Origin of the sequence: Cohnella cellulosilytica (assembly GCF_042431195.1) — a bacterium.
In the GTDB taxonomy this organism is placed as follows: Bacteria; Bacillota; Bacilli; order Paenibacillales; family Paenibacillaceae; genus Cohnella; species Cohnella cellulosilytica.
In genome coordinates, this window is the sequence record NZ_JBHMDN010000016.1 from 96,433 (window position 1) to 113,236 (window position 16,804).

Here is a 16,804-nt window from a genome sequence, read left to right on the forward strand (position 1 = left end):
GTTTGCAACCGCTCCGCTTCGGGGGAATTGTAAATTTTTGCACGGGTTTGATGGTCTGTGAAAGTCCGGCAGAATTAAGCGAAACAAAAATAGGCGGTACAGGATGAGCTGCCTGCAACGCCCATGGGAATGAAGAGCGATTGTTAAGCAAAATAGGTTAAAAGGAAAAGGAAGAAAAATTTTTAATCAATGAATCTTTCTGTTGGACACGAGCTGCTGTCGGTATTCTTTAGGTGTTTTGCCGTGACTGCGAAGAAATAGTCTGGTGAAATATTTGACGTCGCTGTAGCCGATCAGACTGGAAATATTATAATTTTTCAATTCCGGGTTTTTGAGTAGCTCACAGGCCTTTTGCATTCTGAGTTTCGTTAAATAAGCGGTAAAATTATCCCCTGTTACCGTCTTGAAAATTTGCCCGAAGTAATGCGGCGTTAAATAATGCTTGTTGGCAACATCGCGAAGAGTGAGCGGAAGTTCCAAATTTTGTTTAATATAGTCAATGGCTCGCTCTACAATTGTTTCGTGATAGGTCATTGGAGCGTCAATATCTTCTGAAGATATTGCGGGTTGCTCGGAAAATACCGAAGCTTCCATCCGTTCGTCCGTTTGTTGCATCTCCTCAAGAATATTGTCAATCAATTCAAATAACTCGTCTGTGTCAATCGGCTTCAGTACATATCCTCGTGCTTTAAATTTTAGTGCGGTGTGGGCAAATTGGAAACTCTCGTGCCCGCTAATAATAATGACTGCGATATGTGGATAGTGCGCATGAATATATTTTAATAAGTCCAACCCATCTCCGTCTGCCATCTGAATGTCAGTAACGACAATATTTACTGGACTTTGCTCAATCAATGACATCGCCTCTTTTCCGCTTGAAGCTGTGCCGATGATTTGAATATTCCGTTCGGACCAATCATCCATTGCGCTTAGGCTGCTGGAAACAAGCGTTTCATCATCGACAATCAACATGTTAGTCCGTTTAATCATGGGTTGAAGCCCTCCTTGGTATTAGTAATTTTACAATTGTTCCTCTAGGGGAAGAATCTTCAATTGAAATACCGTACTTGATGCCAAAATGCATTCGAATTCTGGCCTGTACATTGTATAATCCGACTTTGTTATTGTATTTTGTCAACGTTTCCGACTGATGCTCCAGTTGAAAACGTATTTCCTCCAGTTTATCCGGCGGAATTCCTGCTCCGTTATCCTCTATTGTAATGAGAATATCGTCATCGGACGTGTTACCGACAATTTTAATGAACCCTTTTCGTCCTGCAGGTTCCAAGCCATGGAGTACCGCATTTTCGACAATCGGCTGCAAAATCCATTTTATGGAATAAAGTTGAGACAAGTTTTCATCGAATTGGATTGTAAAATCAAACTCGTTCTCCTTCATTCTCAATTTATTGATAAGCATGTAGTGTTCAACATATTTAATTTCCTGTTCCAGAGGAACATAATCTTTGAACGTGGAAACACTGAATCGAAGCAATTTGCCCAGTAGGACGATTTGTTTGCTGATTTCGGGCTGCTTGTTATTACGTGCCAGGGAATTAATCGATTCCAGAGCATTATATAAAAAATGGGGTTTGATTTGCGCCTGCAAGGCAGCAATCTCAACGGCTCTTTTTTCCTTTTCCTGAACATAAACCTGCTCGATTAAATTTTGAATATGACGAATCATTCGGTTAAAGCCGATCCCAAGCTGACCAATTTCATCTCTTTGTTTAACAATTACGTTCTGATTCAAATCGCCTTTTGTTACTTTCTTCATCGTTTGGACCAGATTCATAATCGGATGAGCGATTCGAAAGGAAATAAATAATGTGGCAAGTAAACAAGCCGCAGTGATAATAAGCATAATAATAAACAATACATTTCTGTATTCTAAAATATCAGTAGACAGACTTTTCTGAGAAAAATAGGAAACAATTGTCCATCCGGATATCGGATTTTCCTGATAAAACATTCGGTAAGTTTTTCCATCTGAAAGTGTGACTTTATCCATTTTCTTTGGATAGAGCTGAGAATAACTGTTAGAAAGCATGGTTGAATTTTGCGGATAGATAATGTTGCCATTCTGATCGATAATAAACGTTCCAGAATCATCTTGATTCGTGTTGTCGCCTAAAAATTGTGCCAGCACTTCCAGAGGAAAATCGATAATAATAATTCCTTGTGTATTTGAAGTAATATTCCAAAAGCGCTGAACATAAGAAAAAACGAGTACTTTGTCCTCTCGTAGCGCATAATGTCGAAAATGCGGTGAAGTAATAAATGGAGTATTTTTTATTTTTGAAAAATCGGGCATCCATTCATAGTCGACAAAATTTGAAGCCTCAACATTTAGAGAGTAACTGTAAAAGTAAGCCAGTCCTTTTTCGTTCACAACGGTAATACCGATATTTTCGGGCCGAATTGTTTGCAAGCCCTTCATGAACTTATCCAGTTCGAGAAAATATTTATAATACATTTGATTATCCGCTTTAAAAAATTCCGAAAAGCTTGTACTCATGGAAATAATTTGTTCCATACGCTGCAGATCGTTAAAAAATACATTTAATGAAGTTAATTTCTGCTCCATTACAGTTTCCGCATGTTTATTCAATTCTTTATTGATAGTTTTGCTGAAATAAGAAAAACCTAAATACCCCACAATGAGTACAGGGGGAATTGAAATTAGGATGATGGATACGAATAATTTGAAAAATATTTTATCAAATATACTCATATAGCCTCCTTTTAGTTACACAAAACCCGAGTATATATAGATAAAGAGACCAGGTGCAGGTTCATGTTGTTAATCTTAGATGTATCTAAACCGTAGTCTCCATATAATTGAATTTTCTTTCAATATTCCAAACTGTCTTCCCCATATTTCAATGAATAATTCGGCGGCAACTTGTCCATTGGTTGTAACATTAGTTTTTGACAAAGTTGTCCATACGATCCCTCCGTAATTGCTCAAAGTGTAAGTGCTTTCAAAAACTATCGTACTACTTGAGATAAGACCAATCAATATTAAAAAAAGTGGAAAACGGTGGACAAATGGTTGTATTGTAAGCTCAACGCTAGAAGAAACATCTACTAGAAACATCTACTTTTTACCCGCTTTTTCCCCTTTTTTGTCCCATTTTTTTTAGAAAAAAAGTAAGTTAGCATAATTTTTAGATTCTGTTTTCTGAAAGGTATTTGCCATGAGAGGAGGCTTAAATGCATAAAAAAAGGAAAAAAACCAAAAAAAGCAGTTTTAAATCCGTGATGCCGGCAACAGAGAAAAATTAGCGTGCTTTTTCAATTTTGGATGGGCATGATAATTCAATCTTGGGGGATAGGGCGTCTTTTTTAGTTCGTGTATAGTAAGCGCTTTAATTTCGATTCCCGGCTGAAGCCAAAAATGCAGTTGGCAAGCAGCAGGGTGCAGTTGAAGTGACGAGGTGCTCCAAGCCGTTTTTTGAACCTTTATTCTAGAGAGGAGACACGCAAATGACAGCTAAAAAAGCAGTATTGATCGGTGCTTTGGATACAAAAGGGATTGAATACAAGTTTGTGAAAGAAGTGCTTGAACAGGCGGGCGTGGCGACGCTCGTCATCGATACGGGCATATTGGACGAGCCGCACTTTGCGCCCGACATTCCGAGCGCCAGGCTGGCCGAGCTGGCGGGAACGAGCATCGGCGAGCTGCGGAGCAAAAACGACCGGGGGACGGCTGTAACCGCGATGGCGCAAGGCGCAACCCTGATTTTGCAGGAATTGCTGGATGCGGGCGAGGTGGCCGGCGTATTCGGCATGGGCGGCACGGCGGGAACGACCGTTGCGGCCTCGGCGATGAAAGCGGTTCCGGTCGGCGTTCCGAAGCTGCTCGTCTCCACTGTGGCCTCGGGCAATACCCGTCCATACGTCGGGGAAAAGGACGTGACGATGATGTATTCCGTCGTCGATATTTCCGGCATCAACCGCCTGTCCAACCGCATCCTGCGCAACGCGGCATACGGACTGGCCGGGATGATTCAAGGGATGGCGAACGAGCCGCCGGCCGAGGAAACGAAAGTGACGATCGGCATGACGATGTTCGGCGTTACGACGCCGTGCGTCACCCGCGTCAGAGAGACGATGGAAGCGCGCGGCTACGACGTGCTCGTGTTCCACGCGACCGGCGCAGGTGGCTTGGCGATGGAAGGGCTGATCGACGCCGGCTACATTCAAGGGGTGGCGGACATTACGACGACCGAGCTTGCGGACGAGCTGGTCGGCGGCATATTTACGGCGGGCCCGCACCGGCTGGAAGCGGCCGGGCGCAAAGGCGTTCCGCAAATCGTTTCCGTAGGTGCGCTGGACATGGTCAATTTCGGGCCGCCGGATACCGTTCCGGAAGCGTTCAAAAGCCGCAAGTTTTACCAGCACAATCCGACAACGACGCTGATGCGCACGACGGCGGCCGAGAATGCGAACCTCGGTGCGATCCTGGCGGAGAAGCTGAACGAAAGCCAATCCCCAACGGTTGTCGTCTTCCCGAAAGGCGGCGTTTCTTTGCTTGATCGCGCCGGCCAGGCATTTGACGGCGTAGAAGAGCGCCAGGCGTTGTTGAATGCTTTGAAGCAGGGTTTGCGGGCAGATATTCCGTTCATCGAATCGGATTTGGACATTAACGATCCGCAAATGGCGGATTTAATCTCGGAGCAGTTAATTAAGCTGATGGGCAACTAAAGGATTGCGAAAATGCGAGCGAAATTGAAAACAGAAAGGGTTGTTTAAGCATGATAGCGAGAGAAGAGATTTTGGCGCGTTTGCGCAACCAACTGAAGGAAAATAAAATTCTGGTCGGCGCAGGGGCAGGAACGGGATTGTCGGCAAAAGCAGCGGAAATGGGCGGCGTCGACATGATTATCATCTACAATTCCGGTCGCTTCCGGATGGCCGGCCGCGGTTCTTTGGCCGGCTTGATGCCTTATGGCGACGCGAATCAAATCGTGGTAGAAATGGGCGGCGAAGTGTTGCCGATCGTGCAGGATACGCCTGTACTTGCAGGTGTGTGCGGTACTGATCCGTTCCGCCTGATGGACGTGTTCCTGAAGCAATTGAAGGAGGCGGGCTTCTCCGGGGTGCAAAACTTCCCGACGGTCGGGTTGTGCGACGGCGTATTCCGCCAAAACCTGGAAGAGACCGGCATGGGATACGACCTGGAAGTGGAAATGATCCGCAAAGCGCACGAGCTTGGCTTATTTACGACGCCGTATGTGTTTAACGAAGAAGATGCGATCAAAATGGCCAAAGCTGGCGCGGACGTGCTTGTGGCGCATGTCGGGTTGACGACAAAGGGCGCGATTGGGGCGAAGACGGCGTTAACGCTGGACGAGTCTGCGGATTTGGTGCAGCGGATTCATGACGCGGGCAAATCGATTAACCCGGACATTCTGGTCATTTGCCACGGCGGCCCGATTTCCGAGCCTAAGGATGCTGCTTACGTGCTGGAGAAGACAAACGGCGTCGTCGGCTTCTTCGGCGCATCGAGTATGGAAAGGCTGCCGACGGAAGTGGCAATTTCCGGGCAAGTCAAGAAGTTCAAGGATATTCCGGTTCAATAAATCATTCAACGAAGAGCATCGGGGTTTTACGAGAGAAGGTATAAGCGTTGTATGAAAAAACAGAACAACTGCGAATGTCCAAGCTGTTTGGGTTCTTTTTGCCGCTCGGCTTCTCGGCAAGTTTAGTTACAATTTCGCACATCATTATCAACAGCACGCTTGCCCGGGCTACGAACGCGGAAACGATCATTGCCAGCTATGCAATCGCAATAAGTTTGATGACGATAATGGATCGTCCGCTGTTTTTGCTCAGGCAGACGTGCTCGATTCTTGTGCGGGATCGCCGCTCTTTCCGGTCGATGTGGGCCGTATCCGCTTATGTGATCGGAGCCGTATTGTTCTTTGGCGCCGTGATGTCCTATACGCCGCTCGGCCGTATTACCTTTACCTGGTTTTACGGTGTAACGGAATCCAGGCTTGCGGCGACATTGGACGCCTACCGCATTTTGATGTTTGCTTGCATTTTTTCCGGCATTCGCTGTCTGTACCACGGCATCATTATTTCGCATATGCGCACGAAGTGGATGACGATCGGGATGGCGATCCGCCTGGTCGGAATGTATGCGCTTTCCCAATGGTATATTCAGACAGGCCGGGTCGACAGCGGAGAAGTCGGCGCTATTATTTTCCTGGTCGGTATGTTTATCGAATGTCTGGTCTGTTTTCTGGAAGGCAACCGGCTGGCCGGCAAGCTCCCGCCTGTAAATGCGGAGCGTCCGCCGGTAACGCAATCGGACATTTTCAAATTTTACCGGCCTATATTATATTCATCGTTTATCGCTTTATTTATCGGTCCGATTATTAACGCTTATCTCGGCAGGACCGTTGATGTGGAACTGGCCATTGCTTCGTATGCGATTGCCAGCAGCCTGATGCTGTTAGTTACGAGCTTTTTTTCCTACACGCATCAGATTGTGCTTAATTTTTATCGTGTCGACCGGACCGTTGTGAACAAGTTCGTATGGATTTTAAGTGTTGCGCCAACGTTGCTCGTCGCTGTTATCTGTTATACCGATGTAGGCGTATGGTTTATGGCGAATGTGATGGGAGTCGAGCAAAATCTGATGTCTGCAAGCTTGCAAGCTTTGCGGGTATTTATGATTTTTACGCTAGTCTTCCCGTGGCTGGATTACGTTAACGGACTCGTCATGCTCAATCGCAAAACGAAAATTATGGTTTGGTCGCAAGGCTCCAACGTGCTCATTACGTTTCTGATCTTGATTTCTTGTATCGCATTTGCGCCGAGATTAAACGGGACAATGGGTTCGCTTGCCCAATCGTTTGGCTATGTGGCCGAGTTCGGAGTCGTGATGGCTATTTTACGATTTGCAAGAAACAAAAAATAAATTTTGTTAAATTGGATGCAAGCGGTTTCAACCATTTGTCCACCTTTTCCTCAGTTTACTCCCATTGTTATTCCGGTTGAAGGATTCTAACATTGATATTGAAGTTACTAAATTCAACAAAGGGGAATGCAGATGAAAAGATTAATTACGATCATCAGTTTGTTCGTAGTAACAGCACTTATCGCTGCAAGTTGTTCATCGTCTTCAAACAACAATGATCCGGCGAGTCAGGCGCCGGAGAGCACGAAAGCTGCTGAAACTGGCGCATCTGGCACAAATAAAAAACTCGTTGTTATGAGAGGCAATTTCAGCAATGACGTTCAAAAACATCAATGGGATTTAATAGCCGAGGATTTTGAAAGTAAAAATCCTGGCGTAGATGTCGAAATCACGCCAAGTGATGTTCGGGTGGATTCCGGTAAATTAACAACGCTTCTAAATTCCGGGGTTGAACCGCCTGATGTCATTATGATTAATGGTGGACCCGGATGGATTGACATTCTGGCAAAAGCAAAACTTATTATGCCGTTGAATGATATGTACGCCGCCAATAATTGGCAGGATAAATTATTGCCTTCCGCTTATGGTTTGGCATCCAGTTCCGGGACGATCTATGAAGTGCCTCATATGCTTGACACGATTGAAGTTTATTATAATAAAGAGATTTTCGAAAATGCGGGGGTTTCCGTTCCGACGACAAGCGACCAATTTATGGAGGTTATGCAAAAACTGAAGGATAGCGGCGTAGTGCCTCTTACAGTCGGGGCTCGTGACGGATTCAATGTTGGTTGGTTGGTTGGCAACATCTTGGAAACTGTGGCTGGAACACAAAAGGTTGAAGATGTGATGTACGGAAAAGGGAAGTGGAATGACCCAGAGTTTGTGAAAGCTGCTGAAATGATCAAAGAATGGGTAAATAAAGGATTTATTCCTAAAGAAGCGGTTTCCCAAAGCTCTGCGGACGCAACTGCGCTTTTGACGAATAGCAAAGCGGCAATGATGGTCAGTGGAGCATGGACGATTTCAGACGTTGTAGCAAGCGATATGCAGGATAAAATTGGCGTATTTACAATGCCGTCGTTTGTTGAAGGTGAAGTAAGTAATCCTACTGGTGGAATCGGATTAACTTGGGTTGTACCTGCGAAAGCCAAAGATCCGGAATTGACTGCAAAGTTCCTTGATTACGTTCTTACTGATCTGGCAGGAGTTTTAATGACAGAACCAACCTATGACGAAGTGCTTGCATCAAAAGCGGCTGTAAGTATTACGCCTCCAGGACTAATCTTACAACAAATCCTTAAAGATGTTGAAGGCGGTTCCGGTTTCAATCCGAGCTTATATCTTGGGCCAGCTACAAAAGAAGCATACTTTCAAAACTTTCAAGGTATAGTTGGTGGACTCGTTTCACCTCAGGATGCTATGAACAATATTGAAGCGGGCGCTCAAAAAGATCGTGACGATGGTTTTGAGCTTACCAAAGCAGCGGAATAAGCAATGAAAACCCTAAAACGATCGGGAGTTGTTCTATCTTTTGTAGCCCCTGCATTACTGCTTTATTGCGTATTTATGATTTACCCGATGATTGAGGCTATACGATTAAGCCTGTTTGATTGGGACGGAAGCAGTCCGGATATGAATTTCATCGGATTGGAAAATTATATAGAAACTTTTCAAGACAAAATCTTTGGTTTAGCTTTGAAGCATAACTTACTCTGGGTCGTTCTGGATTTGATTATTATTGTTATTCCTGTTCTGATCCTCGCCGTTCTGGTCGGTAAAGTTAACAAAGGCAAACTGTTTTTCCGAGCCGGGTATTATTTGCCGGCAGTATTATCGCTTCCTGTCGTAGGCGTGCTGTGGGCGAAAATATATGATCCTAATATCGGTCCGATTAATATTTTTCTGAAAGCGATAGGTTTGGAAAGTATATCACAAATTTGGCTCGGAAATCCTTGGACGGTGTTACCCGCAATCATTATTGCGGGCGCATGGTCGGGGTATGGATTATATTTTATTTTGTTCATGGCCGGACTGCAGTCTATCGACTATTCTTTATACGAAGCGGCGGACATTGATGGGGCAGGCCCGGTACGCAAGTTCTGGAGCATTACGATTCCGTCCTTGAAGAATACGATGAACATCGTAATCAGTATGGTTATCATTTGGGGATTGAAAAGTTTTGCTCTCATATGGACGTTGACACAGGGCGGGCCGTTTTACAAAAGCGAGGTTGTGGCAACATATGTATATAAATCCGCATTTGCGATGTATGATGTCAGTTATGGCGCGGCAGGCAGCGTAATATTAGCAATCATTGTCATCGTACTGACTGTGTTGTTCAACTCATTGCGGGAAGGACGGGATTAAAATGGACAAGCGTGCCAAAATGTCTCGTCGCGCAATCTGGATCGTACTGTTGCTGGGCTTAATATTTACAGTTTGTCCGATAATTTGGGTATTCATTGGAGCATTCAAGACAAACGCCGAGATTTTCGGCAAGCCATTTAATTTGCCGAAATCATGGGATTTCGTGTATATCAAGCAGGCATGGAGTCTTGGGAATTTTGACCGCTATCTGTTAAATAGTGCAGTTACCACAATCGGCGGAATGGCTATTGTATTCCTCACTGCATGTCCCGCCGGATATGCACTCGCTCAAATGCGGTTCAAAGGCAACAATTTATTGTTCTATTTGTTCTTAATGGGTATAGCCGTACCCGTTCAAGCGATTATTATCCCGATATTCTATCAAATGAAATCATTGGGGCTTATCGACACCTTGACTGGGCTTACAATTGTATCAGCCAGCTTGGCGCTTCCGTTCTCGATATTTTTGATGAGAAATTCGTTTAAGGATATTCCGACCGAAATGAGAGAAGCGGCGTATGTTGATGGAGCCAAGGAATGGAAAACATTTATATTCATTATGCTTCCTGTTGCAAAACCTGGTGTTGTTGCCCTTATGGTATTTACTTTTATGAATATTTGGAACGATTTTCTACTGCCGCTTGTTCTCTTAATCAGTAATGAGAATTTTACAGTATCGCTTGGCTTGTTCTCGTTTCAAGGGTCATATGTAACGAATTATAATCTTGTTTTCGGCGGTACTCTAATCAGTATGGTTCCGAGTATCCTGGTATATCTAATCTTCCAGAGACAATTTACATCCGGGATGTCTGCAGGAGCCAACAAATAATAATAAGGAATGGTGATTTTCAATGAGCGGAATTTTATTTAACTATGAATATGACAGAAAAATAAAAGTAGGTTTTATCGGTTGCGGCGCGCATGCGTTGCGCAATGTGTATCCAACTTTTGATTATACGCCGATTGATCTTGTGGCGGTATGCGATTTGTCGCTGGAACGTGCCGAAATATACCGCAAGCGGTTTGGAGCGGAACGCGCTTATTCGGATTATAAAGAAATGCTCAAAAAAGAGAAACTCGACGCCGTATTTGTTGTATTGAATTATGACTCGAATGGACACCCGCTTTATCCGAAGATCGTACCTGACGTTTTGGCTGCCGGCATTCCCGTATGGATGGAAAAACCATTGGCATATACAGCGGAAGAAGGCGAAAGATTACTTGAATTGGAGGCGAAATCGGGCACATTTGTGCAGGTTTCTAATAAACGGTATTTCTTCCCTACGTATACAAAAGCAAAACAAATTATCGACAGCGGTAATTTCGGTGAGGCGGTATCGGTAGGGGGACGGTATAATTTGAAATTGTCGCCTTATCAAGAAGACATTAAAACGAGAACAAATTTAAATTGGTTTTTGGATATTTGTCATCCGATGTCAGGTATCCACTATTTAATGGGCGATGTAAAGGAATTGCTCTTTACAGATCACCAGCCAAGCGGAAACGCACAAGCGATTTTCAAATTCAAATCAGGGGCAATCGGTTCGTTACACATTGTTGCCACTCAAGCTGCCACAAGTCCGGTGGAAAGAGTGGAGATCATTGGGAATCGTCAAAATCTGGTAATCGATAACGGAATGAAATTGATCTATTACAAAGGCTCGCAAGGTACGGGGAATTACGGAAAGATTCTTGACTACATTGGGGATGATCCGGCGGACGGTCCAGTTTATTGGGAGCCGGAAAATTCACTGGGGCAATTATATAACAAGAACATGGTTTTGCAAGGTATGGTTCAAAGCGTTAATTACTTTGCCAATGCTGTATTAAATGGAACAAAACTCGAGAAAGGAACGCTGGCCGAAGCTGTGCACTTAACTAAAATATTTGATGCGTTTAAGACTCCTGGCGACAAATGGGTTTCTATCGACTAAGCTTCAAAATACTTGGAGGTATCTAAATGAAATTCAGTGTTATTACCGATGTGCTGGGAACGGATTCTTTTGAGGAAGCTCTGCGCATTGCCAAACAATTAGGGTTTGAATATATAGATATCCGGGCTAAACTCGACGGCAGCAGACTTGATATGATTTCATTGGAGCAAGCGGCTGATTTAAAACGGAAGGTGGATGCAAATGGCTTGAAGGTAAGCGCGCTTACCTCCTGGGCAATTAATCCATGTTCATTTTCCGGACCGCCAACCTATGATAATTACGACGAAAGCTTTCATATTGAAATGTTGGCGAAATTAGAGCACCTGAGTCAATTGGCAAATGTGTTTAATACGCAATATCTTCGCACGTATTCTTTATCTAAACCTGAAGGGTTTGATCGATTGTCAGATGAGGATAAAGAAATTCATTATCAACATAATGCGAAGATTATGCGCAGGCACGCAGAAACTGCCGCTAAATATAATAAAATTCTGATTATTGAAAATGAGCCTCCAACATTAACAGGGAGCGCGAAGGAACTTGGCATTATGATCAAGTTAGTTAATCATCCGAATCTGAAAGTGAACTGGGATATTGTCAACGAATGGATTGGCGGTGGATATGCGTCAGTAGACGCTTATGAACATATTAAAGGCCACGTCGATCAAGTCCACTTGAAGGGGGGATTCGGCAAACCTGATTCGGCGGACGAATCCCACCCTTATGGAAAGTTTCTGAAGGTCGGTATTCCGGGTAAGGATGATTTTAATCATGCAGCCATCATGAAAGAGATTGTTAAACACGATCCCCAAGTGATGATGACGTTTGATCCGCATTATTCTTCACTCGATGCGGCGGATCAACTTGGCGAGGTTGAAGTCATTCGTCAATCCAAACAGTTTATCGAATCTATATTTAAAGCATGAGTACTGCTCACCTAGCTCATGAAGATTCGAGGCAATATAAGACATTGCGGCTTGTATTGCCTTGGATCGTATTCTTTCAATTTATGCAGTCCTTTAACGAAAATATGTTTCAAATCATTTCTCCGAGTATAGCGGATGAATTTGGAATTACGAAAGCAACTGTGAGTCTTGTCGTTACGTCCAGCGGTCTAATCGTTGGCATTGGCGCAGCCGTGTACGCGACACTTACAGATAAGTTTAGTATGAAGCAGCTTTTCGTGTTTGGAATTATTACGCTTAGCATAGGTTCGATATTCGGTTTCATCATGCATGACTGGTTTTTTACAGTTGTGCTGGGTCGTGTTGTTCAATGTATTGGATCGGCGTGTATTACAGGCTGCTACATTATATTTATTACGAAGTATTTTCCGAAAAAAGAGCAGCCCAAGTATATTGGTTTTATTCCGGTGATGTATCAATTGTCTGCAGGGCTAGGAGCTGCAATTGGGGGCATGCTCGCAGGATATATATCATGGACTTTTTCTTATCTGTTGCCGATCGTTACGATACTGGCATTGCCGTTTTTTCTTAAATATCTTCCTGACGACAGGGGACAGAAAGATAAGCAAGTGGATATTGTTGGCGCAATATGGATGACGGTGTGCGTATCGCTTTTAATTTTGTCCATTACTTTTTTGAATGTGTATGGCATTGTTATTTCAATTTTAATGTTCGGATATTACACATGGCGCGCAAATAGACATCGTTATCCGTTCTTCAATTTCTCTTTGCTGAAAATCCCCCGTTTTAAAATGACTTTAACGATTACTGTATTAGTTTTTGGGGCACATTCCTGCATGATGTTTATGTTTCCTTTCGTCATGAAAGAAACATACGGGTTAAGTACGGTAGAAGTAGGCTTTTTGTTTGTTTCTTCTACAATCCCTGCGATTATCGCAGGGATTGTAGTTAATAGAACCATTCACAGGTTTGGTATCAATAAAATGTTCTATATGGGATGTTTGTTGTTTATTTCAAGTTCGCTGTTATTTGCGCTATTCATGGGAAAATCAATTTACTTTGCATGGTTCTCCTTTATGTTGTTTACGTTAAGTTATCCATTCATATTCACGGGATTTGTAAGCTCGGTGACCAGACTGTTGCCAAAGGATAAGATAGGAGCTGGAATGGGCATTTATTTTTTGGCCGTCGGTTGCGGAAGATCCATACCTGTTTCGATAGTCGGCTTAATGCTCACTCATCACACATTTGACCAACAAATCATTCCAATTATTAGCGGTGACAATGATATGTATGTGTATAGTAATATCTATTTGTTGCTAGCTATCCTTCTCGGGGTGGGATGGATTTTATTCAGGTTGGCGCATGGTAAAGAAAGAAGGGACTAATGTTTGTGCCAAAACAGGTTTAAACATTTATGTCAGTGAACGAGCAGCCGTTGCGTTTGTCTCAAATTTTTGCATTTTTCTTACCGCTTAGTGTCGCAGCATGCCTGGTTACAGTCTCACATCTTATCATCAGCAGCACGCTTGCCCGATCTGCAAACCCGCAAATCGTTATAGCTGCTTATGCAATTGCGATTAGTTTAATGGGTATCGTCGAACGACCGGCTGTGCTTTTAAGACAAACCTGCTCAAGACTGGTTAGTGATCGTCGATCGTTTCGTTCAATGGCGATTGTGACAACACTTGTCATTATTGGCATCGTTTCTCTTGGTCTGATTATTGCATATACTCATTTAGGGGTATTTATTTTCAGACGGTTTTTTGGAGTTGATGATGCGTTAGTTAAGCCGATTTTGGATATATATCGAATCTTAATGTTTGTCGGTATATTTTCCGGTTTGCGCGGCCTTTTCCAGGGAATTATTATTTCTAACAGGCAAACCAAGTGGCTTACCGTCGGCATGGTTATCAGGCTTGCCGTTATGTACATGCTTTCTGTTTATTTTATCAGGACAGATCAGGTTAGTAGCGGAAAAATTGGAGCTATCATATTCTTCACGGGTATGGCAATTGAATGCGCAGTGAGCATTATTTTGGGCGTCAGAGTGCTTAAACGGTTAAAGTTGGCTGACACAAATCGTCCAGCGGTATCTCAAAAGCATATTTTTAGATTTTATCAGCCGCTTCTTTACTCTTCTATAATTGCCGTTTCAATTGAACCGTTGACCAATGCCCTGCTCGGGCGCACGAATAACATTGAATTATCTATCGCTTCTTTCGCCATTGCCGCTAGTTTAACAAACCTTATTACAAGCCTGGTATCTTATTCGCATCAGATTGTGCTTAATTTTTACAATGTCGATCGGAAAAAGGCTAGGCAATTTATTCAGCTTGCCAGCCTTATTCCGCTGTTAATTATGGCTTTGCTATGCTATACGCCTTTAGGCCTATGGGTTATGCACTATATTATGGGAATTGACCAGTTACTGATGAATGAAAGCTTGAAAATACTACGAATATTTATGATTTTTGCATTCGTGTTTCCTTGGTTAGATTACTGCAATGGGCTTGTCATGTTAAGCGGTCGGACAAAAATCATGCTATTGTCGCAAAGCTCAAACGTGTTGATGACGTTCGGCATATTAATCTTTTGTATTATGTTTTTTCCTCATTTAAACGGAATGATTGGATCGCTGGCACAGTCAATTGGCATGCTCAGCGAAATATCAGTTGTTCTGCTGGTTATGCGATTATCAAAAATCAAGCTAAATGAGTTACCATTGAATGGAAATTGAGAGGGTGGATCAAATGGCTACTGTTACAGATTTGAATGAAGAAAAATATTTGCTTCCTATGGAATGGGGCGGTATTCAATGGTTGTGCGGCCAAGAAATTGACCCGGAATGCGAAATGACTTTCGGTATGGTGTATATCAACGCCGGAACTGAAAATCCGCGTCATTATCACCCCAATTGTGAAGAAGTGATTTTTGTGTTAAGCGGAGAATGCGATCATACGCTCGGCAACGAAACTTTCCATTTGAAACCCGGCATGATGCTGCGCATCCCCAGGAATGTACCCCATAATGCCAAAGTGACGAGTTGGGAACCATGTCGCATGATTATTGCTTATTCCGCGCCGGATCGCAAGACGATTGGAGAATAAGGTCAAACGAGGTAGTATGCCATGTGTAGAAGGGTAGTGGACACATATTTAAATAATCGATAATGAAATGCAAGAGAGTAAGAGTTGCTCTATGGATTTAAACGAGCGGTCTGCTGCCTACAATACCAGCAGGTAATCCAATATGCACAATTCACAAATGTGAGAGTCAGTAGCCTAATGTTTCAGACAACTGACTCTCAATATGATGGACATATTATCGTATCTTCCGACGAAGCCCCATATTCTCGACCGGACTATATCTTTGATGTTGCAATTGGATGTCGGTACTGAATAATTCGACATAATGCCTGACCATATCCAAAGTGGAGTGTCCTAAAATCCGTTGTAGCGTGAAAATGTCTCCGCCGTTGATAATATAAAATTTCGCCAACCCGCCTCGATTTTCTGCCTTTCCCCATTTTGATTGAAATTTCCTGCTCCTTAAAGTTAATATCGCTTAGCTCTAAGGCCATGCATTCGCTGATTCGCATCCCTGTTTCGAGTAAAAGCAGCATGATCTTATAATCGCGGAAGCCGGTAAATGTTCGTTGATCCGGCTGTCCCAAGAGCTCGACCATTTGTTCTTTCGTCAGCGTTTGAATCATTTTTTTCTCGGTCTTGATTAAATGGAATTGATCGACAATGTTATTCGTTATAAATTTTTCCTCATACAAAAATCTGAAGAAGGTTTTGCATGCTCGAATTCGATTATTTACCGTGTTGCTGGCTAATCCGCTATCTAACATGTACATAATATAGTTTTGTTTAATTAGCTTTGCAGTGATGCTACCCAATTCCAGCGATAATTGCTGTTCTTTAAGCGCTCTTTGAAAACTCCGAAGTGCTTCTTCATAAAAATTCAACGTTCTTGGTGATAAGTTTTTAGCTCGGTTGTGCAATGTAAATGATTTTAGGGCATGGTCAAACGTGATTTGCTCTGTTAGTGCTTCCGTTGCGACCTCTTGAGCGACGGTCAGGGAATTGGTGCGACGTGCCACATTACCACTCCCCCCGTTCTTCTATTTCAGTTGGAGTCGTGATAAATTCAACAGGGCTTGCTTTACTATGTTGGTTATGAATGTCGCTGCTGAATAAATCAATGTACCGCTGTGTCATTTCTATGGAAGTATGCCCTAAAATTTGTTGAAGGGAAAAAGCATCTCCGCCACTTAGAAGGTAAAACTTTGCCATCGTGTGTCGGAAGGTGTGGGCAGAACCTCTAGTTCCTTGTATGTTTGCAGCTTTGCAGCGATTAATAATCATTCCGTTTACTGTTTCATAACGAAATGGTGTATTGTTCAGCGTAATCCATAGATCGTCGAAAGGCTGCCTTCCTCGTTCCCTAATGTATTTATCAAGCTCGTATTGGCAAGTTTTTTGAATCGGCACGACTCGCGGTTTTCGTCCTTTTCCTAATGGGATATGAATGGTTCCTTCATCGGCATGGAAGTCGGAAACTTTCATATTGGTTAGTTCCATGAGCGGAAAAGGATTAGCGCGACTGAAAGCCATCTGGCGCGGTAAACTTTTAGT

General features: G+C 43.2%; 15 protein-coding genes. 11 read left to right on the forward strand and 4 right to left on the reverse strand.

The window, feature by feature from the left end:
• Nucleotides 1-186 precede the first annotated feature (186 nt).
• Complete coding sequence (locus ACFFT4_RS12410) at nt 187-990, reverse strand: response regulator transcription factor (RefSeq protein WP_378048045.1); 804 nt, start codon at nt 988-990, stop codon at nt 187-189.
• A complete protein-coding gene (locus ACFFT4_RS12415; protein WP_378048047.1) occupies nt 983-2,734 on the reverse strand; it encodes a sensor histidine kinase in 1,752 nt (583 codons plus the stop codon). Before ACFFT4_RS12415 ends, ACFFT4_RS12410 begins: the two co-directional genes overlap by 8 nt.
• Before the next feature lie 755 nt (nt 2,735-3,489).
• On the opposite strand from ACFFT4_RS12415, the gene ACFFT4_RS12420 reads away from it, so the two are divergent.
• The 11 genes from ACFFT4_RS12420 to ACFFT4_RS12470 all read left to right on the forward strand — a co-directional run bounded on the left by ACFFT4_RS12420 (nt 3,490) and on the right by ACFFT4_RS12470 (nt 15,271).
• Nucleotides 3,490-4,710: a Tm-1-like ATP-binding domain-containing protein gene (locus ACFFT4_RS12420; protein ID WP_378048049.1), complete on the forward strand. Its 1,221-nt coding sequence runs from the start codon at nt 3,490-3,492 to the stop codon at nt 4,708-4,710.
• A 50-nt stretch (nt 4,711-4,760) separates the two neighbouring features.
• Nucleotides 4,761-5,588, forward strand: coding sequence for a phosphoenolpyruvate hydrolase family protein (locus ACFFT4_RS12425; protein WP_378048051.1), 828 nt, complete (start codon nt 4,761-4,763; stop codon nt 5,586-5,588).
• A gap of 47 nt (nt 5,589-5,635) precedes the next feature.
• Nucleotides 5,636-6,934 carry a multi antimicrobial extrusion protein MatE gene (locus ACFFT4_RS12430; RefSeq protein WP_378048052.1) on the forward strand — a complete coding sequence of 433 codons (1,299 nt, stop codon included), beginning with the start codon at nt 5,636-5,638 and terminating at the stop codon, nt 6,932-6,934.
• Nucleotides 6,935-7,066: 132 nt separating this feature from the next.
• On the forward strand, nt 7,067-8,425 hold the full coding sequence (locus tag ACFFT4_RS12435) for an ABC transporter substrate-binding protein (RefSeq protein WP_378048054.1): 1,359 nt from the start codon (nt 7,067-7,069) through the stop codon (nt 8,423-8,425).
• A gap of 3 nt (nt 8,426-8,428) precedes the next feature.
• On the forward strand, nt 8,429-9,301 hold the full coding sequence (locus ACFFT4_RS12440; protein ID WP_378048056.1) for a carbohydrate ABC transporter permease: 873 nt from the start codon (nt 8,429-8,431) through the stop codon (nt 9,299-9,301).
• A gap of 1 nt (nt 9,302) precedes the next feature.
• Nucleotides 9,303-10,130, forward strand: coding sequence for a carbohydrate ABC transporter permease (locus ACFFT4_RS12445; RefSeq protein WP_378048057.1), 828 nt, complete (start codon nt 9,303-9,305; stop codon nt 10,128-10,130).
• 22 nt (nt 10,131-10,152) lie between these two features.
• Nucleotides 10,153-11,235, forward strand: a complete 1,083-nt coding sequence (locus ACFFT4_RS12450) for a Gfo/Idh/MocA family protein (RefSeq protein WP_378048059.1) — start codon at nt 10,153-10,155, stop codon at nt 11,233-11,235.
• 26 nt (nt 11,236-11,261) lie between these two features.
• The gene (locus ACFFT4_RS12455) at nt 11,262-12,161 is read left to right on the forward strand and encodes a sugar phosphate isomerase/epimerase family protein (RefSeq protein WP_378048061.1); all 900 of its coding nucleotides are present in this window, start codon (nt 11,262-11,264) and stop codon (nt 12,159-12,161) included.
• Nucleotides 12,162-12,205: 44 nt separating this feature from the next.
• Nucleotides 12,206-13,549 (forward strand): MFS transporter, encoded by a 1,344-nt coding sequence (locus tag ACFFT4_RS12460; protein ID WP_378048062.1) that lies wholly within the window; start codon nt 12,206-12,208, stop codon nt 13,547-13,549.
• A 29-nt stretch (nt 13,550-13,578) separates the two neighbouring features.
• On the forward strand, nt 13,579-14,901 hold the full coding sequence (locus tag ACFFT4_RS12465) for a multi antimicrobial extrusion protein MatE (protein ID WP_378048064.1): 1,323 nt from the start codon (nt 13,579-13,581) through the stop codon (nt 14,899-14,901).
• A 13-nt stretch (nt 14,902-14,914) separates the two neighbouring features.
• Complete coding sequence (locus tag ACFFT4_RS12470) at nt 14,915-15,271, forward strand: cupin domain-containing protein (RefSeq protein ID WP_378048065.1); 357 nt, start codon at nt 14,915-14,917, stop codon at nt 15,269-15,271.
• 254 nt (nt 15,272-15,525) lie between these two features.
• On the opposite strand, the gene ACFFT4_RS12475 is transcribed toward ACFFT4_RS12470, so the two are convergent.
• Together ACFFT4_RS12475 and ACFFT4_RS12480 are read right to left on the reverse strand one after the other, a co-directional pair.
• Entirely contained in the window at nt 15,526-16,269 is a 744-nt protein-coding gene (locus ACFFT4_RS12475; protein WP_378048067.1) for a tyrosine-type recombinase/integrase, read from the reverse strand.
• A 1-nt stretch (nt 16,270) separates the two neighbouring features.
• On the reverse strand, nt 16,271-16,735 hold the full coding sequence (locus ACFFT4_RS12480; RefSeq protein ID WP_378048068.1) for a tyrosine-type recombinase/integrase: 465 nt from the start codon (nt 16,733-16,735) through the stop codon (nt 16,271-16,273).
• Nucleotides 16,736-16,804: the final 69 nt, after the last annotated feature.